This window comes from Eubacterium sp. 14-2 (assembly GCF_000403845.2).
GTDB lineage: Bacteria > Bacillota > Clostridia > Lachnospirales > Lachnospiraceae > Petralouisia.
Genome location: NZ_KE159568.1, coordinates 272,561 through 292,212 on the forward strand (window position 1 = coordinate 272,561; position 19,652 = coordinate 292,212).

21 protein-coding genes are annotated in these 19,652 nt (G+C 45.0%); 3 read left to right on the forward strand and 18 right to left on the reverse strand.

The window, feature by feature from the left end:
* Nucleotides 1–15: 15 nt before the first annotated feature.
* On the reverse strand, nucleotides 16–930 hold the full coding sequence (locus C805_RS18475; RefSeq protein WP_016215491.1) for a nucleotidyltransferase family protein: 915 nt from the start codon (nucleotides 928–930) through the stop codon (nucleotides 16–18).
* Between the two features lie 205 nt (nucleotides 931–1,135).
* Between C805_RS18475 and C805_RS18480 the strand changes: the two genes are divergently transcribed.
* Entirely contained in the window at nucleotides 1,136–2,047 is a 912-nt protein-coding gene (locus C805_RS18480; protein WP_016215492.1) for an AraC family transcriptional regulator, read from the forward strand.
* Nucleotides 2,048–2,099: 52 nt separating this feature from the next.
* On the opposite strand, the gene efp is transcribed toward C805_RS18480, so the two are convergent.
* The 14 genes from efp to ahpC form a co-directional block, all read right to left on the reverse strand.
* Nucleotides 2,100–2,657, reverse strand: a complete 558-nt coding sequence (gene efp / locus C805_RS18485) for an elongation factor P (RefSeq protein ID WP_016215493.1) — start codon at nucleotides 2,655–2,657, stop codon at nucleotides 2,100–2,102.
* Between the two features lie 134 nt (nucleotides 2,658–2,791).
* A complete protein-coding gene (rpiB, locus tag C805_RS18490; protein WP_016215494.1) occupies nucleotides 2,792–3,247 on the reverse strand; it encodes a ribose 5-phosphate isomerase B in 456 nt (151 codons plus the stop codon).
* 58 nt (nucleotides 3,248–3,305) lie between these two features.
* Nucleotides 3,306–3,821 carry a YqeG family HAD IIIA-type phosphatase gene (locus tag C805_RS18495; protein ID WP_016215495.1) on the reverse strand — a complete coding sequence of 172 codons (516 nt, stop codon included), beginning with the start codon at nucleotides 3,819–3,821 and terminating at the stop codon, nucleotides 3,306–3,308.
* A gap of 40 nt (nucleotides 3,822–3,861) precedes the next feature.
* Nucleotides 3,862–4,314, reverse strand: a complete 453-nt coding sequence (gene nrdR / locus C805_RS18500; RefSeq protein ID WP_016215496.1) for a transcriptional regulator NrdR — start codon at nucleotides 4,312–4,314, stop codon at nucleotides 3,862–3,864.
* A gap of 107 nt (nucleotides 4,315–4,421) precedes the next feature.
* Nucleotides 4,422–4,670, reverse strand: a complete 249-nt coding sequence (locus tag C805_RS18505) for a YlmC/YmxH family sporulation protein (protein WP_016215497.1) — start codon at nucleotides 4,668–4,670, stop codon at nucleotides 4,422–4,424.
* Nucleotides 4,671–4,757: 87 nt separating this feature from the next.
* Nucleotides 4,758–5,117, reverse strand: a complete 360-nt coding sequence (locus C805_RS18510) for a DUF1667 domain-containing protein (RefSeq protein ID WP_016215498.1) — start codon at nucleotides 5,115–5,117, stop codon at nucleotides 4,758–4,760.
* A 4-nt stretch (nucleotides 5,118–5,121) separates the two neighbouring features.
* Entirely contained in the window at nucleotides 5,122–6,393 is a 1,272-nt protein-coding gene (locus tag C805_RS18515) for an NAD(P)/FAD-dependent oxidoreductase (protein WP_016215499.1), read from the reverse strand.
* A gap of 26 nt (nucleotides 6,394–6,419) precedes the next feature.
* Nucleotides 6,420–7,856, reverse strand: a complete 1,437-nt coding sequence (locus tag C805_RS18520) for an NAD(P)/FAD-dependent oxidoreductase (RefSeq protein ID WP_016215500.1) — start codon at nucleotides 7,854–7,856, stop codon at nucleotides 6,420–6,422.
* Between the two features lie 234 nt (nucleotides 7,857–8,090).
* The gene (locus C805_RS18525) at nucleotides 8,091–8,795 is read right to left on the reverse strand and encodes an MIP/aquaporin family protein (RefSeq protein WP_016215501.1); all 705 of its coding nucleotides are present in this window, start codon (nucleotides 8,793–8,795) and stop codon (nucleotides 8,091–8,093) included.
* 39 nt (nucleotides 8,796–8,834) lie between these two features.
* Nucleotides 8,835–10,331, reverse strand: a complete 1,497-nt coding sequence (gene glpK, locus C805_RS18530) for a glycerol kinase GlpK (protein ID WP_016215502.1) — start codon at nucleotides 10,329–10,331, stop codon at nucleotides 8,835–8,837.
* A 144-nt stretch (nucleotides 10,332–10,475) separates the two neighbouring features.
* Nucleotides 10,476–11,030, reverse strand: a complete 555-nt coding sequence (locus C805_RS25410; RefSeq protein WP_016215503.1) for a TetR/AcrR family transcriptional regulator — start codon at nucleotides 11,028–11,030, stop codon at nucleotides 10,476–10,478.
* A 15-nt stretch (nucleotides 11,031–11,045) separates the two neighbouring features.
* Complete coding sequence (locus C805_RS18535; protein ID WP_016215504.1) at nucleotides 11,046–11,612, reverse strand: glycerol-3-phosphate responsive antiterminator; 567 nt, start codon at nucleotides 11,610–11,612, stop codon at nucleotides 11,046–11,048.
* A gap of 276 nt (nucleotides 11,613–11,888) precedes the next feature.
* Nucleotides 11,889–12,566 (reverse strand): thioredoxin family protein, encoded by a 678-nt coding sequence (locus C805_RS18540; RefSeq protein ID WP_016215506.1) that lies wholly within the window; start codon nucleotides 12,564–12,566, stop codon nucleotides 11,889–11,891.
* Between the two features lie 10 nt (nucleotides 12,567–12,576).
* Nucleotides 12,577–13,143: an alkyl hydroperoxide reductase subunit C gene (gene ahpC, locus C805_RS18545; RefSeq protein WP_016215507.1), complete on the reverse strand. Its 567-nt coding sequence runs from the start codon at nucleotides 13,141–13,143 to the stop codon at nucleotides 12,577–12,579.
* Nucleotides 13,144–13,458: 315 nt separating this feature from the next.
* Between ahpC and C805_RS18550 the strand changes: the two genes are divergently transcribed.
* Together C805_RS18550 and C805_RS18555 are read left to right on the forward strand one after the other, a co-directional pair.
* On the forward strand, nucleotides 13,459–13,656 hold the full coding sequence (locus C805_RS18550) for a hypothetical protein (protein WP_016215508.1): 198 nt from the start codon (nucleotides 13,459–13,461) through the stop codon (nucleotides 13,654–13,656).
* A 240-nt stretch (nucleotides 13,657–13,896) separates the two neighbouring features.
* Nucleotides 13,897–14,157 (forward strand): hypothetical protein, encoded by a 261-nt coding sequence (locus tag C805_RS18555; protein WP_016215509.1) that lies wholly within the window; start codon nucleotides 13,897–13,899, stop codon nucleotides 14,155–14,157.
* A gap of 87 nt (nucleotides 14,158–14,244) precedes the next feature.
* Here C805_RS18555 and C805_RS18560 read toward each other — a convergent pair whose 3' ends face one another.
* Genes C805_RS18560 through C805_RS18570 form a run of 3 tightly spaced genes read right to left on the reverse strand, consistent with a single transcriptional unit; the run spans nucleotide 14,245 to nucleotide 19,584 of the window.
* A complete protein-coding gene (locus C805_RS18560) occupies nucleotides 14,245–14,994 on the reverse strand; it encodes a TrmH family RNA methyltransferase (protein ID WP_371197668.1) in 750 nt (249 codons plus the stop codon).
* Nucleotides 14,995–15,037: 43 nt separating this feature from the next.
* A complete protein-coding gene (gene pfkA / locus C805_RS18565) occupies nucleotides 15,038–16,012 on the reverse strand; it encodes a 6-phosphofructokinase (RefSeq protein ID WP_016215511.1) in 975 nt (324 codons plus the stop codon).
* 47 nt (nucleotides 16,013–16,059) lie between these two features.
* Nucleotides 16,060–19,584, reverse strand: coding sequence for a DNA polymerase III subunit alpha (locus tag C805_RS18570; protein WP_016215512.1), 3,525 nt, complete (start codon nucleotides 19,582–19,584; stop codon nucleotides 16,060–16,062).
* Between the last annotated feature and the right edge of the window lie 68 nt (nucleotides 19,585–19,652).

Consider the following 19,652-nt stretch of genomic DNA (forward strand, 5'->3'; position numbering starts at 1 on the left):
CTTCCCTTCCAGCCTTTAAAATTCTTCCGGGTACTGTCCCTGCTGTTTCAGCTCTGCAATGGCTTTTACCACCTGCTCTTTGTCCTCTTTATAGGTAACCCCAAACCATTTGTCACGGGAATTTAATACCTGTACGCTGGCCTTGCCTTCTCTCAGTATATCTCCTACTGCCATGGGCAGGTAATACTCGGCTTTCATTGGATTATCCGGCAGTTCCTCTTTCAGGAATTTCACAAATCCTGTTTCCAGCTCCTTTAAAATGCTTTCAGAAAAGCCCCATATATTCATGGAAACCACGCTGTCCATGGGGATTTCTGTCCAGGAAGCCCCGTCATCCTCCGTATAAACCGCTGTTTCTCCCCGTTTTTCAATATGGGTGCGTTCACAGATTTCTGTTAAAAATCCTTCTTCATCTGCTTCGCAGATTCCTCTGGCCACATGTCCGTTTTCTGTCAGGGTATTTTTCAGCTCATATCCCACCATGGCATAACGATATTTTTCATCGTCCTGATGGCTGGTCAGATAATCATAGATTGCCTGATAGGCATGTTTGCCATAATAATCATCTGCATTAATCACTGCAAAAGGCCCGTCCAGCACGTCCCTGCAGCACAGAATGGCATGGCCTGTACCAAAAGGTTTCACCCTGCCTTCCGGCACCTGAAAACCTGCGGGAATTTTTTCCAGTTCCTGATATACATATTCCACCTGAATTTTCTCAGAAACCCGGTCTCCGATACTCTCCTTAAATGCGGCCTCATTGGCTTTCTTGATGATAAACACTATTTTTTCAAATCCTGCCTCCAGAGCATCGTAAATGGAAAAGTCAATAATAATATGTCCCTGCTCGTCTACCGGATCAATCTGTTTTAAACCACCGTAGCGGCTTCCCATTCCTGCTGCCAAAATAACTAATACTGGTTTTTTCATATTTTCTGTCCTCCTGAAATTCCAGTGCCTCTGCACTGCCTGTTTCTTCTTATATCTCTCATGATAATACAAAAAAAATATTCTGTATTTGCACAATATTTTTACTTTTTTGCACAATTTTATGTTAAAATATACCTGTTCCAAACTCCGGCAATTTAACCCTTTCCCAGGTGTCTCCTGCCCCACAAAACAGAAAGGAATTTTTATGGAATTTTACAGGTATCCTCTGTCCCGGTTATTTGAAGTCTCTCAAATTGTGACCATCCACTATTTTGAATACGGAAAAGATTTCATTTTTGAAGGTGAATCCCATGATTTCTGGGAATTTCTCTGTGTGGACAAGGGAGAAATCACCGTCACTGCCGACCAGACTACCCACATCCTGAAGAAAGGCAGTATTATTTTCCACAAACCCGGTCAGTTTCATTCCGTGGCCACAAACGGGGTTATTGCTCCAAATCTGGTAGTGGTCTCCTTTGTGTGCCCTTCGCCGGCCATGCAGTTTTTTGAAGATAAAATTCTTCCCCTGGGAGAACTGGAACGAAGTCTGCTTGCAGCTGTCATTTCGGAAGCCGGCGATGCATTTCTGACTCCCCTGGATAATCCATATACCTGCCAGCTTTCCGGCAATCCCAAACAACGTCCCGGAGCAGAACAGCTGATACAGATTTCTCTGGAACATTTCCTGATCTCCCTCTACCGAAAAGGCATCGCATCCTCCCCGGATACCCATCCTGCCAGATCTGTAAAATTAAAACAGGATGACGAGACTTTCCGCCACATTCATGCCTATATGGAAGCCCGTATTTCTCAGAGTCTCACTCTGGAACAAATCTGCCGGGACAATCTGATTGGTACTTCTCAGCTCCAGAAGCTGTTCCACAGCAGCTGCGGCAGCGGTATCATTGAATATTTCTCCCGCATGAAAATCGGACGGGCCAAAGAAATGATTCGGGAACAGAACATGAATTTCACCCAGATTGCTGATTCTCTGGGTTATGCCTCTATTCATTATTTTTCCCGGCAGTTTAAAAAAATAACCGGCATGACGCCTTCGGAATACTCCCTTTCTATTCGGATGCTTTCCGAAAAAAAGGCTCAGGCTCCTCACGAATAAGGAACCTGAGCCTTTTACCGGATGGGATACATGTCACAAAGCAGCAGTTTCACTATACTCTGGACAGATATTCGCCGGTTCTTGTATCAATTTTAATTACGTCTTCCTGTTCCACAAACAGCGGAACATATACGGTTGCACCTGTTTCCACAACTGCCGGCTTGGTTGCGCCGGTTGCGGTATCACCTTTGAAACCAGGCTCTGTCTCTGTAATTTTCAATTCTACGAACAGAGGCGGTTCTACTGCAAATACGCTGCCGTTGTGAGAACACATTTTTACCATTTCATTTTCTTTTACAAACTTCAGCGCATCCCCGATTGCATCCGCGTCCAGAGCGATCTGTTCATATGTTTCCACGTCCATAAAATGGAACAGATCTCCGTCTGAATATAAATACTGCATGTCCGCCCTGTCAATCCTTGCCTGGGGACATTTCTCCGTAGGACGAAATGTTTTCTCCACTACTCCACCGTTCTTAATATTTTTCAGTTTCGTTCTGACAAAGGCTGCGCCTTTTCCTGGTTTTACATGCTGAAACTCAATAATCTGGTAAATGTTATTATCTAATTCAATCGTAATACCATTTCTGAAATCTCCTGCTGAAATCATCCGAATTTCCTCCTTAAACTACACTTGGGCCCATTCCGCCCCTGTATTCGTTACTATTCTATCCTATAATGGCAGATTTTTCAACCTTTTTTTCCGGGACCACCGGGAAAATGACGGGCTGCCGCAGGAAAGCCTTATTCGCTCCGGCTCCAGGATTCTTCCATTCTGCTCAGCATATCCACTCTGGACTGGTGCCTTCCGCCCTGAAATTCCGCTTCCAAATAGGCTTTTACAATATCTTTCGCCTTTTCCGCGCCTACGATTCTTGCCCCAAAAGCAATTACATTTGCATTGTTATGTTCTTTAATCAAACGGGCTGTTGTGGTGTCAGAGCAGACACCGCAGCGGATTCCTTTCACCTTGTTTGCAGCCAGAGAGACTCCCACTCCCGTTCCGCAAATCAAAATCCCGCAGTCCGCCTGTCCTTCTGCCACTGCCTGTCCCACTTTTTCACCATATATGGGATAATCGCAGCTCTCATTGTTATCCGTCCCAAAATTAATTACTTCATAGCCCAGACTTTCCACATACCTGGCAATTTCTCTTTTCAAATCTACTGCCGCGTGATCATTTCCAATCGCTATCTTCACGTTACTCCTCCCTGGTTCTTAACAAGCTGTTCAACAGTTTCTGTCAAAATGATCTTTATTATATTTCCTGCTTTTTCCTTTTATGGCTTCTGTGGTAAAAAAACAGTACAATCTTTTCCAGATATCGTTTCAGTACAATCTGAATTTCTTCTTTCGGATGAATGGGTCTGGTGAGAATCGTCCGGATTCCTGCCCGGTTGGCCCCATATACATCCGTAAAAATCTGATCTCCCACAAAAAGCGTGTTTGTTCTGTGGGTTCCCATCAGTTCCATGGCCCGCTCATACCCGGAAACTTTGGGTTTTCCTGCCTTAAAAATATACTGCACCTGCACCTGGTCATTAAACATTTTCACTCTGGGTTCCTTATTATTGGACAGAAGACAGCACTGATAGCCCAGCTTTTTCAGCTGAGCAAAGAGCTTTTTCGCCCGCTCATCTGCCGGCGCCCCATGGGGTACCAGCGTATTGTCCACATCAAAAATAATTCCCCGATATCCTTCCTGATACAAACGCTCAAATTCTATCTGATACGCGGAATCCAAATATTCATTCGGATAAAATTTTTTCAACATTCTGCCATTCTCCTGAACTCTGCAATTTTCAAATCACACCTTACTTGTCCAGTATCTTCTTCAGCTCGTCCATAAAGGTATTGACATCTTTAAATTCCCGATATACGGAAGCAAACCTCACATAAGCCACCGGATCCAGTTCCTGCAGTCTGTTCATGACAATTTCTCCGATTTCCGAACTGGAGATTTCCTTTTCTTCCCGGTTGAAAATATCTACTTCCACCGTATCTACCAGCTGGTTTATCATATTTACAGGCACCGGACGTTTGTGGCACGCCCGCAGAATCCCGGCTTCCACCTTCGTCCGTTCATACTGCTCCCTGTTATTATCTTTTTTAATGACAATCAGGGGAATCGTTTCAACTTTTTCATAAGTTGTAAAACGCTTCCCACAGTCGTCACAGAGCCTTCTCCTGCGAATGGAATTATTGTCATCCGCGGGCCTTGAATCAATCACCCGTGTATTATCACTGCTGCAAAACGGACATTTCATGAAACCCCTCCCAAATCTGTACACAAAAACCGCATAGTTTTCTTTCAGTATATTATTCTTTTTTTCTTCTGTCAATATCATTTCCCGAAACTTTCCGGTCCCCGAATTCACCTGGGCGGAGGAGGATCCGGAATCTCCACCAGAATAATATCCGGCCCGATTTTGACTACCTGGCTCCAGGGAATTATAATTTCACTCTCTCTGCCGAACAGCCCCCAGATTCTTCCGCAGCCTGGAATAATCAGCGCCAGAATACATCCATTGCAGGGGTCAATATCCAAATCCACCACAAACCCCAGACATCTGCAGTTGCAGATATTAATAACTTCTTTTTCTTTTAATTCACATAAACGCATAATAATCCCCCTGCTACATTATATGCTGCAGGGGGATATTCTTTACCGCACAGCGGTGAAAGATTTTGAAATTTAGGATAGGCTTACTTATAATACGTTTTTGGTTGCGATAATATCTACGCCTGTGCCTGCCACGTCGCTTACAATCACATCCCCGATATGTACCGGCGCCTGAACTTTTACACCTTTCAGGTCTTTCATAATATCAAAGATTTTTCCTTTCGGAATATCTTCTTTGGTTTTTACAGATACTGCTGCAAGGCTTCCGCCTTCTACAATCACAGAACTTGTAACGATTCTGGTGGGATTGGTTACTTCTTTTCTGGCATAGTCATCACCGCGTTTGCAGGTATTGCCGGTAACGCTTACCACTTCACCATTGTTCATTTCCACTTTTAACGGGCAGCCCATGGGGCATCCGATACAAATTAATTCTCTTGTTTCCATAGTTTTACGCCTCCTCAATCTTTACGGTAATCTGAGACAGATTTGAAAATGCTGCTAATTCTTCTTTTTTCAGTACAACTTCTTCCATCTCTCCAGGTGCTACAACCGGACGTTTTTTGTGAATAATACGCTCATCATTCAGATATACGGATACATAGCAGTTCTTATATACATCGCCCACACGGAAACGCACCGTATGTTTCTCATCCATTCTATCCGGATTGATGGTCTTTGGTACGGTGTAACGTGCGCCTTCTACCGCAACAATCGGAATATCCTTTGCGCTGGTATCTTTATGTTTTGCTCCGTTCAGCACATATTCAGCCGCATGTTTTCCGGCAGCGGATGCTTCCTCGGAAACAAAGTCTACCAGGTCATGTACATGAAGTACATTACCGCATGCAAATACACCTTCCACATTGGTTTCCAGACATTCATTTACCAATGGTCCGGATGTAATCGGGCTCATTTCAACATTCAGACTTCTGGAAAGCTCATTTTCCGGAATCAATCCGCAGGATAACAGCAGGGTATCGCAGGTGTAACGCTCTTCTGTTCCGGGAACCGGTCTTCTGTCCGGTCCTACTTCTGCGATGGTAATCGCTTCCACTCTTTCCTTACCTTCGATATCTACAACAGTATGGCTTAATTTCAGCGGAATTCCGTAGTCATCCAGACACTGTACAATATTTCTCTTCAATCCGCCGGAGTAAGGCATTAACTCAGCTACCACTTTAACTTTTGCACCTTCCAGTGTCATTCTTCTTGCCATAATCAGTCCGATATCACCGGAGCCGAGAATTACTACTTCACGTCCCGGCATATAGCCTTCCATGTTTACAAGACGCTGTGCAGTACCTGCAGAATAGATACCTGCCGGACGATATCCGGGAATGTTTAATGCGCCTCTGGAACGCTCTCTGCAGCCCATGGCAAGTACAATTGCTTTTGCCTGGATTTCAAACATACCATCTTCACGGTTCATGGCAGTTACAACCTTGTTGGGTGCAATATCCATAACCATGGTATTTAATTTATATTCAATCTTTTCGTCTTTTAACTGATCAATAAATCTTCCTGCGTATTCCGGGCCTGTCAGCTCTTCTTTAAATGTATGAAGTCCGAATCCGTTATGGATACACTGATTCAGGATACCACCCAGTTCTTTATCTCTTTCCAGTACTAAAATAGATTCTACTCCATTTCTTTTTGCTGATACGGCTGCTGCAAGTCCTGCAGGGCCGCCTCCTACAATAACAATATCATAATTTAACATTTTTTTCCCTCCTGATTCGTAACCAACTATATTCTGTCTTTATTAATTCCTACAATAATCTTGGATTCTCCACCTGCTTTTGTAATTTCGGATGGGTCTACTCCGCGTTCTCTGGAAAGAATCTCGATGGTTCTCGGAGAACAGAAACCTGCCTGGCAGCGTCCCATTCCGGCTCTGGTACGACGTTTTACACCGTCCAGGGATTTTGCGCCCAGAGGACGTTTGATTGCGTCGATAATTTCGCCTTCTGTAATCATCTCACATCTGCAGATAATATTTCCATATGCGGGATTTTCCTTAATCAGAGCCGCCCGTTCTTCATTGGTCAGGGTCTTGGGATCCAGGATTCCTTTTCTGGTTCCGTTAAAGTCAGGATTCTCTTCTGCATTTGTCAGATCTTTGATAATATTTGCTACCATTTTTCCAATTGCCGGAGCACTGGTCAGTCCAGGAGACTCGATACCTGCACAGTCAATGAATCCTTTTGCTTCTTCCAGCTCGCCGATGTAGAACTCATGTCCGTCTTCATGTGCACGGAGTCCTGCAAATGAGGTGATTACCTGACGGATCGGAAGACCTTTTACAGTAGTTCCTGCCTTGTTAATCAGTTCGTCAATACCTTCCTGTGTGGTATTGGTTCCTTCTCTGTTCTCAATATCAATTGCAGTAGGTCCTACTAAAGTATTGCCGTGAACGGTAGGAGATACCAGAACGCCTTTTCCATATTTACCTGGAAGCTGGAAAATAGTATGTGTTACAAATCCTTCGGTAGAGCGGTCTAACAGACAGTAATCTCCACGTCTCGGTGTGATATGTAATTTTTTGTCGCTTACCATGTTGTGGAATTTATCCGCATAAACACCTGCCGCATTAACAACGTATCTGGTTTCAATTTCACCCTGGCTGGTCTTAACTACCCAGTTGTCACCTTTTTTCTCCAGGTCAGTAACTTCTGTATCAAATTTGAACTCCACGCCGTTGGTTGCAGCATTTTCAGCAAATGCAATGTTCATTCCAAAGGGGCAGACAATTCCGCCGGTAGGTGCATACAGTGCTGCTACTGCCTCGTCTGCAATATTGGGCTCTAACTTTACGAGTTCTTCTCTGTCAATAATGCGCAAATCTTTGACACCGTTCTCCACACCTCTGTCATACAGCGCCTGCAGATTGGGTTTTTCTTCCTCGTTAATACATACAACCAGAGAACCGTTATTCTTATAGTGGAAATCCAGTTCTTTGGAAAGAGCTTCCATCATCTGGTTACCTTCCACATTCAGCTTCGCCATAAGGGAACCTGCTTCTGCGTCAAATCCGGCATGTACAATTGCACTGTTTGCCTTGGATGTTCCACAGCATACGTCTTCTTCCTTTTCCACTACACAGACATTCAGTTTGTATCTGGAAAGTTCTCTTGCGGAAGCACTTCCTGATACGCCTGCTCCAATAATTACTACATCATACATATTGTTCACCTATCCTTTTCTCACTCTTTCTTATTTATTTTTTACTGCCATAAGCCGGAGGTTCAGGGCAGTTAATTTACATATTTAAAATACAAACCAGTTTCTGATACAGGAAAAGCAACAATCACACTCCCCATTCCGGGGAATGTAATCATTGCCTCTCTGTTATCTCTGCAATGCCATATTTCACATATCAGTGCTTTACACGATAATTATAACATTCGAGTCATTATTTTACCATGGAATGATTCCATACAGACCAACTGCCAGCAGAGCGCCGATGATCGGTCCAACTAATGTAACGATTCCATATCCCCAGTTAGAGCTTCCTTTTCCGCTGATCGGAAGGATTGTATGTGCCAGACGAGGTCCAAGGTCACGGGCCGGGTTCATAGCGTATCCTGTTAATCCACCAAAGGACATACCGCAGGAAACGATGATTCCGAATACTAACAGGTTACCTACACCAGCAGGAGCTTCTGCCGGAAGGCCTTTGATTGCAAATACCAGTACGAAAGTTGCAACTGCTTCTGCAAGAATGTTCATTGGAAGGTTCGGAATAGATGGTCCACAGGAGAATACACCAAGTTTGGTTCCCGGATCATCCGTTGCATCGAACTGGCCTTTGAAAGCAATCCATACGATAATCGCGCCTACAAATGCACCTGCGAACTGTGCTACAATATAACCAGGCACCAGATCCCATGCAAAGCTGCCGTCTACTGCTAATGCCAGAGTTAAAGCGGGGTTGAAACTTGCGCCGGATGCAGCACCAAAAATGAATGCCGGTATCATAACTGCAAGACCCCAGGCAATGGTAATCTGGATAGAGCCTGCGCCCTTCATTCCGGATTTGTTCAGAGTTACGTTAGCAACTACGCCATCACCTAACATGATCAACATCATTGTTCCTACAAATTCTGCTATATATGGTAACATTTCGTGTTCCCCTTTCTGCCTTCAATCTACTTTTGTCTTCTAGTCTTCTTTTGCCCAGCCATAAGAATATTTTACAGCCTTGTTCCAGCCTTCTACTTTCTCTTTTCTCTCTTCTGCAGAAATCTGAGGTTTGAAAGTCTGGTCAATTGCCCAGTTCTTAATAACGTCTTCTTTGCTTGCCCAGTAGCCAACTGCAAGACCTGCCAGATAAGCAGCACCCATAGCGGTTGTCTCTACGCAGGAAGGACGGTTAACCGGAGCGTCGATAATGTCTGCCTGTGTCTGCATTAAGAAGTTGTTGGCACTTGCACCACCGTCAACCTTCAGAGCACTCAGTTCAATGCCGGAATCTGCTTTGATTGCCTGCAGAACGTCATTTACCTGATATGCCAGAGACTCCAGTGTTGCGCGGATGATGTGATATTTATTAACACCACGAGTAATTCCTACAATCGTTCCTCTTGCATACTGATCCCAGTGAGGAGCACCAAGTCCTGTGAATGCAGGTACTACATAACATCCATTGGTGTCTTTTACTTTCTTAGCCATGTACTCGGAATCCGGAGCGCTGTCGATGATTCTTAACTCATCACGCAGCCACTGGATTGCAGCGCCAGCTACGAAAATAGAACCTTCTAATGCGTAATTAACTTTTCCGTCAATACCCCATGCAATTGTTGTAACCAGACCATTCTTGGAGAATACCGGTTTTTCTCCGGTGTTCATTAACAGGAAGCATCCGGTTCCATATGTATTCTTTGCTTCGCCTGCTGTGAAACATGTCTGTCCAAATAATGCTGCCTGCTGGTCTCCTGCTGCTCCGCTGACCGGAATCTTTCCACCAAAGAAAGCCGGATCTGCTTCTCCGTATACACAGCTTGAAGGTTTTGCTTCAGGAAGCATACTTGCCGGAATGTTCAGCTCTTTCAGAATTTCCTCATCCCATTTCAGGTCATTGATATTGAACAGCATGGTACGTGCTGCATTGGAGTAATCTGTTACGTGAGCTGCGCCCTTTGTAAGTTTCCAGATTAACCATGTCTCAACGGTACCAAAGAGAAGTTCTCCTTTTTCTGCTCTTTCTCTTACGCCTTCTACATTATCAAGAATCCATTTTAATTTTGTTCCTGAGAAGTATGCGTCGATTACCAGACCGGTTTTCTGACGGAAGGAATCTTCCAGACCCTTATCCTTCAGAGAATCACAGTATTCAGAAGTTCTGCGGCACTGCCATACAATTGCATGATACACTGGTTCGCCTGTATTCTTATCCCACACGATAGTGGTTTCACGCTGATTTGTGATACCGATTGCAGCGATGTCATCTGCGGAAGCCCCAATCTTCTGCATTGCTTCTACTGCAACACCTAACTGTGTAGACCAGATCTCGTTAGCATCATGTTCTACCCAGCCTGGTTTCGGAAAATACTGTGTGAACTCTTTCTGAGCTACACTGCACATTTCACCTTTTTCGTTAAAAAGAATACATCTGTTGCTTGTTGTGCCGGCGTCCAGCGCCATAACATATTTTGCCATTTGTAAAATCCTCCTCCGTTTTGACTTGATAGTATTATTATAGCTTTTTAAATACTTTTTGTCATTAGACACATATTCTTATTTGTACAATTTATTGAAATTTATTGTTCTTCCGTCCCAATACACGGTGTTTCTGCCGAAACTCTATGCTGTCATACTGCTTTTTGTTGTAGGAAGTACCAAAATATTATTTGTTGGATGATGCAGCATGGCTCTGATATTTTCCACCGCAGCAAGCACTTCTTCCTCTCCCGGCCCTTTCTTCATGGCCACACAGTCCAGTACAAAATGACAGACAGATTTCACAATAAAACTTTCCACCAGATAGTTCCCGTTTTTCTCTGACCAGAACCGGCCTCTGAGCTGTTCGTCCACCACCGGAAACAGCCGCTCCATCAGTCGTTCTCTGCTGATATTCTCCAGCACTTTCTTATAGAAGAAACGATTTTCCCTGATGATTCTTACAACCTTGCAAATCCAATCCTCAAATGCCTCATTCTCGTCATATGCAACCTGTTTTACAAAGTCTTCATTATAAAGCCACTCAATCACTCCATAAATATCCTGGAAATGATAATAGAAACTCTGGCGTTTCATATTTTTGCAGTCCATGATATCCTGAACGGTAATCTTCCTCAGCGGCTTTTCATGAAGCATCTCCTGTAACCCGTCTGCAATCTTTCTTTTTGTATTACCCATCTCTCTTTCTCCTCCTTACATAAACCATATATCCTGGTTGGTGGTTGAAACTGAAATTGCCCCGGCATTCAGTGCATCAATTACATCTTCCCTGTCACTGATCAGTCCGCCGGCAATGACAGCCTGAGAACTAAGTTTATTGATCTTCCGTATAATTTTCGGCATGACTCCCGGCAGGATTTCAATAAAATCCGCCCGGATTTGTTTCTTCTGCTTTTCTATACTCTGATAAGCTCTGGAATCCAGTACGAAGATTCGATAAACCGTATACATGGACAACTCTTTTGCACGATTAATCATATTCATCCTGGTTGAAATAATTCCATCTGCTTCTGTGTTTTTTCTAATATAATCCACCGCAATCTCATGAGCACTGAGTCCTTCAATCAAATCCAGGTGCACCAGGGCTATTTTTTCCGCCTGTTTCATTCGTGCCACAATTTCACCGATATTACACATATCTCCGAACAGAATAAATACGATTTTTACATCAGATTTCAAACACTTTTCAATTCCCTCAAAATTCTTCACCGCCGCAACAACGGGACTGTCCGTCATCGCATCATAAAATTTCTGTTCCATAAGCCTCCCATACCAGTTTCAGCCAGTTCACGTTCCATTTTATGTACTGAACCTTCACCTCCTTAATTTTTTGAAAGAAAAAAAGAGTAAAGCTAATAAGCAACATTTCTGCTGTCATAACCTTACTCTCCACTCTCCAGGCATCTGTTTACTTCTATCTCGTGCTATTATGTTAGCATTTTTAACGGAGAAATTCAAGCAAACTTTCGAAAAAAATAAAATTATGGCCAATACTGTCAAATTTTATTCTGACATTTTGGTTATTTTGTCCAATGGCTATTTCTGTTTTTTACACTTTTTCATTACCTGATACATTTCTTCTATGGTTTTTGTTCCCATCAGCACCTCACTGTCATTTACAATGGTCATGGGAATCCGTTCAATATGATATTTTTCTGCAAGCTCCGGATACAGTCTGGCGTCAATCATCCTGGCCTCTGTCACTTCTGACTCGGAGGCTATTTTCTGACAGGTAATTACCTGCTGTGCACAATGATGACAGGAAAGAGATACAAATATTTTGATATCCACCCGTTCTTCCAGTTTCTGCAGCTTCTTCTGCATGCGTCCGTTAATCTCCTGTCCCGGACCTGCAGTATTGTAAATGCCGAACACCAGAGAATTCATCTCCTTGCCGCCGGTAACTCCATGGTATGCTACTCCTGTATACCTGTCATTTTTATAGAGCGCTGTAACAGGCAGCAGCGAAGCGTCCAGTTCAGGCAGTTCTTTTTCAGCCTCTTCCCGGTCATAAAAGCGGCAGGAAAGTTTATCCGACAATCCTGTCATGTGACGTACCAGTTCCGCCATTTCCACAGAAGCCTTTTCTTCCGGATTTATCACGCATACCATACATACTCCCCCTGTGAGTTTTCCCAGTACGGTATTCAGCTGGCCTTCCAGTTCTTCGGTGATAAGTTCGCTTCTGGGAGATATTTTTTCGATATTAATCATTCCGCCCCTCCTACAGCATTCCAACCAGATCAAGGCTTGGGCTTAAGGTCTCCTCCCCCGGCTGCCATTTTGCCGGACATACCTGATCGCCATGTTCTTCCACAAATTTCGCTGCCCGCAGTTTACGAAGCAGCTCCTCTGCATTTCTCCCGATTCCCATATCGTGAATCTCATATGCTTTCACTTCTCCTCTGGGGTTCAGAATAAAGGTTCCTCTCAGGGCCTGTCCCAGTTCTTCCACCAGAACGCCAAACTGTTTCGCGAGAACACCTGCCGGATCTCCCAGCATCACATACTGAATCTTTTTGATGGTATCGGACGCATCCGCCCATGCTTTATGTACAAAATGGGTATCTTCTGATACGGAATAAATCTCACATCCCTCTTCTTTGAATTCCTCGTAATGGTCTGCCAGATCTCCCAGTTCCGTAGGACATACAAAGGTAAAATCAGCGGGATAGAAAAACAGTATGGACCAGTGTCCTTTCAGATCTTCCTGTGTCACGTCCAGAAATTCCCCTTTGCAGAATGCGGATACCTGAAATTCCTCCACCTGTTTATTAATCATATTTTCCATTATAAAACTCCTTTCTCTCATCCATCCGTTCATTTTATAAGCGTTCCTGTTGCATTGATACCTGCAACGGTAAACCACCTGCACTTTATTATATCTTTGAAAATCCGTAAAAGCAACTAATATTTTCTCAAATCGGAAATGAGCTTTCCGGAATATTGCTCTCTCCCCTCATACAGTTCATTTCAAGTGTCAAAAAACCCTGTCTATTCCGTCATTTCCAACTTTTTTGCCTTGCAATCCCTGTCAATTAACGTTATAATACAGTCACAGATAAGACGCAATTACATTTTTTATATTCGGTTCAGGAGGGAAACTATGGAGAAAGAAAACTTAAATATTTCTAACATGAACGGTGTGACTTCAGATGACGATACCACCTGCAGTATTACAGACATGAACTGCAACGGCAACAACGATGACACTACCTGCAGCATCACAGATATGAACTGTAACAGCGACAAAGACGATACCACCTGCAGTATTACAGATATGAACTGCAACGGGGACAACTAATCAACCGTCGTTGCATACTTTTTGTTAATGCGGCAGGATTTCCATATGGAAGAAAATGACTGACTGCTGCATTATGAATGAATTTGCCCACTCTCTTTTAGACCAGGGTTCTGTTTCGGCAGAACTTCTGGTCTTTTCCATATCCGGTATTCCTTTCAGACCCAAAGGCCTCTCTGAGGTTATCCGGATATATCAAATATACCGGGAATCCAAAGGTTCCCGAAAGAAAGGAACACTGCCATGCGTATCTGGTTTAAATTATTCAGGGATAACCGTCTGCTCCGGGATACGGTGATTACAGACGATAGCAGCGATACCCGTACCCACAAAATTTTTCATGCACTGGAACAGGTCTGCTATGAGTTTGACCTGAGCCAGCCAATCTGGCTGGACTCCACCATATCCGAATTCAAACGCCAGGGCAAAGCCCGCTTTTATCAGGATAATTTTCTGGAAGAAATTTCATTTGATTTTCTGGAAATCCATGTGATTGAAGAATAAGCCGGACTGCCAGAGAAAATGCTTTTACCTTCTGTCACCTGTCCAGCAGAGAAGATAAAAGCCAGATGATGTGGAACCACGTTGTTTTTACTTTCTCTGCCGGCTGACTTCATACATCAGCAGCGCTGCGGCCACTGCCGCATTCAGGGATTCTGTCCGTCCTTCCATGGGAATCCGAATCCGAATATCTGCCAGTTCTGCAATCTCAGGACTTAATCCATTTCCCTCATTTCCAATCAAAAACCCTGTATGTCCCCTGTAATCCGGTTCTTCGTAGGATACGGCCCCTTCCAGATGGGCTCCGTACAGGGTAACTCCTCTCTGTTTCAGGTCCCGGAGTGTTTCGGGCAGATCCGGAGTAATGTAAAAGGGCACCCGGTACAAAGCTCCCATGGTGGCGCGGATGGTTTTGGGATGGAACAGGTCCACGGTAGTCTGATTCATGACAATTCCTGTAATTCCCGCAGCTTCCCCGGTGCGTATCATGGTACCCAGGTTTCCTGGATCCTGAATGGTATCAAGGATTAACAGATGTCCCTTCCTGTCTTTCCCCAGCAAATCATTCAGACTGTACTCCGGCATTTTTATCACACACAGAATCCCCTGGGGGGTTTTGGTATCACTGACAGCCTGAAATACCCGGTCTGACACCACTTCATAATCATATCCCTGAATCTTCCGGCACTTTTCCGAATCCTCCAGAAAAGACTCGGAGACATACATGGCCTCAATGGATTCTCCGGGGGCTTCCAGACACATTTTCATTCCTTCCGCCACAAAAACCCGCTGTTCATAGCGGGTTTTTGACTTTTTATTCAACTGTAAGATCTGTTTCATCTGTCTGTTTCCGGAACTTGTAATCATATGCGCTCCAATTCTTCTAAACACTCAGATTTCTGCAGACTTCAAACTGATATTCCGGAAGCTGTTTCTCCATGGCCAGCGCTTCGTCAATATCAAAGTCCACAAAATCACCGTGACGGTATCCCACCACCCGGTTGGATTTTCCTTCACAGAGTAAATCCACCGCATAGGCTCCCATGGTGGATGCATAAACACGGTCTTTACAGGTAGGGCTTCCGCCGCGCTGCATGTGGCCCAGAATGGTTGCTCTTGTCTCAAGGCCGGTAGCTGCCTCGATTCTCTTTGCCATGCTTGCGGAATGTCCGATTCCCTCTGCATTTATAATAATGTGATGTTTCTTTCCCCGTTTCCGGTTGGCAATAATATTATTTACCAGTTTCTGCTCGTCATAATCATATTTTTCCGGCAGGAGGATATCCTCCGCACCGTTGGCGATGCCGCACCAGAGTGCAATATAGCCTGCTCCGCGTCCCATAACTTCTATGATAGAGCAGCGCTCATGGGAAGTGGATGTATCACGTACCTTGTCAATGGCATCCATGGCTGTATTCACTGCTGTGTCAAATCCAATGGTGTATTCCGTACATGCAATGTCCAAATCAATGGTTCCGGGAATTGCCACGGTATTAATTCCAAGAGCAGCCAGTTTCTGAGCTCCCTTAAAGGAACCGTCGCCGCCAATTACAATAACTCCGTCAATTTCGTGCCTGCGGCACATTTCCGCACCCAGCGCCTGTCCCTCCGGAGTCCTAAATTCGCTGCACCTTGCAGTCTGCAGAATAGTACCGCCCCGCTGAATCGTATCTGAAACGCCTTTTGCTTCCATATCCACAATTTCACCCTGAAGCAGCCCGGCATATCCTCGTTTAATTCCCTTTACTTTTCTGCCCCGTGCAAGGCCCTGACGCACTACCGCACGGATTGCAGCATTCATACCCGGCGCATCACCGCCGCTGGTAAGCACGCCAATTGTCTGAACTTCTTTTGCCATAACCGTCCCTCCTGTTTTCCTGTCCTGATTGTCTAATCTCTTACATTCTAATCTCTTTTTCCATGATTTTCAATGCTCTTTTCTACAACTTTTACATTATTTTCTCCCAAAAAGTTAGTTAATCTGTTGACAATTTCCGGTAAAATGCCGATATTCCGGTTCGGCGGCAGGCGTTTCATCAGTTTTTCATCTGCAATGTAAATCACCACCGGGTCATTCCCGTCTCCGGATTCTAACAGACGAAGGAGTTCTTCTTCTTTCCGGTTGTAGGAATCCCTGGAGGGAAACTGGAGCCAGAGTTCTTTTCTGGTATCGTCAAAGGAATAGATTTTATCGCAGATCAGCTTTCCATTCTTTTCTTCCTCCGTCACTGCACGTCCCTTTACAAATACTTTTTCATCCAGATTCAGCAGCCGGCTGTTTTTTTCATACACTTTGGGAAACACAATGATTTCCAGATTTCCCACCAGATCTTCCAGTGTAATAAAGGCCATGGTCTGGTTATTCCTGGTGTATTTCACCGTTTTATCCACAATCATTCCTCCCACCATGGCAGATTCCCCGTCCCGCACCCTGGTCTGGCCGCTCTCTTCTTCCAGTATAAAATCCGTAGTCACTCTGGTTATATTTTTTTTCCATTTTTCTTCATATTCTTCCAGCGGATGGCCGCTGATGTAGATACCCAGCACCTCTTTTTCAAACCCCAGATAAGTTTCTCTGGCATACTCTCCCACATCCGGGAGCTTCACTTCAAATTCTGCTTTTTCTTCTTCTCCTGCCAGGTCAAACAATGTCATCTGGCCAGCCATGGTATTTTTCTTATCCTGGGCAATGGCGTCCATCATTCCGGCATAGGCCATCATGCTCTGTTTTCTGGTGGCTCCCAGATTGTCCAGGGCGCCTGCCTTTATCAGATTTTCCACCACCCGTTTATTGATTTCCTGATCTGCCATACGGGTGAGGAAATCCTTCAGGCTGGTAAATCTTCCCCGTTCTTTCCGCTCCTGACAGAGATTTTTGATAAAAGCGTGGTTGACGCTTTTAATGGCGGAAAGACCATAGCGTATGGCCTGACTGCCGGCTACGGAAAAATCACTCTCTCCTTCGTTGACGCTGGGGGAAAGCACCTGAATCCCCATCTGGCGGCAGGTAAAAATATATTCAGAAATCTTGCCGATATGTCCCATTACGGAACTCATCAGGGCAGCCATATACTCCAGGGGATAGTAATATTTCAGATATGCAGTCTGATAAGCCACCACTGCATAGGCTGCCGCATGAGATTTGTTAAAGGCATATTTTGCAAAATCTGTCATGTCGTCATATATTTTATTGGCTGTTTTTTCGTCAATTCCGTTGCTGATACAGCCCGGAACTCCTTCTTCCGGATTGCCGTATACGAAATTCTTCCGCTCCTTTTCCATCACAGAGGCTTTTTTCTTGGACATGGCCCGGCGTACCAGGTCGCTGCGGCCCAGGGTGTATCCTGCCAGATCCCGGACAATCTGCATCACCTGTTCCTGATACACGATACAGCCGTAAGTGGGCGCCAGAATGGGTTCAAGCTGCGGACAGTCATAAGTTACGGAATCAGGATTGTTTTTCCCCCGGATATAAGCGGGAATAAAATCCATGGGGCCCGGACGGTACAGGGAGATTCCCGCAATAATATCCTCCAGGCTTCTGGGCTTTAACTCCTTCATAAAGTTTTTCATCCCGGCGCTTTCTAACTGGAACACTCCTTCATTTTTCCCCGTTCCCAGAGCCTCCAGCACGTTTTTGTCCGCAAAGTCAATATTGTCAATATCAAGGCTGATATTTCTGCTTTCCTGAATCAGGTTTACCGCTTCCTGCAGAACGGTCAGGTTGCGCAGCCCCAGAAAATCCATTTTCAGAAGTCCCAGTTCTTCCAGAGTAGTCATGGTAAACTGAGTGGTAACAGCTCCGTCACTTCCTCTGGAAAGAGGTACAAATTCGTCAATTTCCCTGGAACTGATCACCACTCCCGCCGCGTGCATGGAGGTATGCCGGGGCAGACCTTCCAGACGTCTGGACATGTCGATAATCCGCTTTACATTTTCATCGCTTTCATAGAGAACACGTAGCTCCCGGTTTTTCTCCATAGCCTTGTCAATGGTAATCCCCAGTTCCGTGGGAATCTGCTTTGCGATACTGTCCACAAAGGCATAAGGCTGGTCCATTACTCTTCCCACATCCCGGATGACACCTCTGGCCGCCATGGTACCGAAGGTGACAATCTGCACCACCCGGTCCTTGCCGTATTTCCCGCTTACATAGTCAATCACTTCCTGTCTGCGCTCCACACAGAAATCAATATCAATATCCGGCATGGTGACACGCTCCGGATTCAGGAAACGTTCAAAAATCAGGTTATAGCGCAGAGGGTCGATATTGGTAATTTTCAGGGTATAGGAGACCAGAGAGCCAGCAGCGCTTCCACGTCCCGGCCCTACTGCAATCCCGTTTTCTCTGGCAAAACGGATAAAATCCCATACAATCAGAAAATAATCCACATATCCCATCTGCCTGATAATATCCAGTTCATACCGGAGCTGCTTTTTGATTTCATCCAGCAGGATATCTCCTTTTCCGGGAATGGAAACTCTGCCGTCCCTTACCGGATATCTGCCCTCCAGCCCTTCAAAACACAGCTTCTTAAGATATTCCCAGGAGGTATATCCTTTCGGCACATCGAATTTCGGCAGTTTGGTGACGCCGAATTCAATTTCCACCTTACAGCGGTCGGCAATTTTCTGTGTATTTTCCAGCGCTTCCATTGCATAGGGAAACAGCCGGGCCATCTGTTCTTCCGACTTAACGAAAAACTGCCCCCCTTCATAGCGCATCCTGTTCTCGTCTGACAGTTTTTTTCCGGTCTGAATACACAGAAGGATATCGTGGGAATCCACGTCGCTCTCATAGGTATAATGAACATCATTGGTAACCACCAGCGGAATGCCTGTCTCCTGACTCAGCCTTAAGAGCTGCTGATTGACATTGCGCTGTTCCGGCAGGCCATGGTCCTGAAGTTCCAGAAAATAATTGTCATGTCCGAAGGTTTTTTCATGCCAGAGGGCCGCTTCTCTGGCTTCTTCATAAGTGCCTCTGGACAGGAGTTTCTGCACCTCCCCCGCCAGACAGGCGCTCAGCACAATAAGCCCCTCATGGTACTGCTCCAGTACCTCCCGGTCCACCCTGGGCCTGTAATAATAACCTTCCGTGAAACCTCTGGACACAATTTTCATCAGATTGCTGTACCCCTGATTATTCTCAGCCAGAAGAACCAGGTGGAAATACCGGTCCTCCCCTTCCACTTTCTCCCGGTCAAACCGGGAACCGGGAGCCACATAGATTTCACATCCCAGAATGGGCCGGATACCTGCTTCCAGCGCCGCCCGGTAAAAATCAATGACTCCGTACATCACTCCATGGTCCGTAATGGCCGCCGCAGTCATGCCCAGTTCTTTCACTCTGGCTACATATTCGTTAATCTTGTTGGAGCCGTCCAGAAGACTGTACTCCGTATGGACATGAAGATGTGCAAATGACATAATTCTTTATCCTTCCTGTAAGGTATCATATCGCCCGATGCTATACCGCCCCAACGGGCATGGGCTGC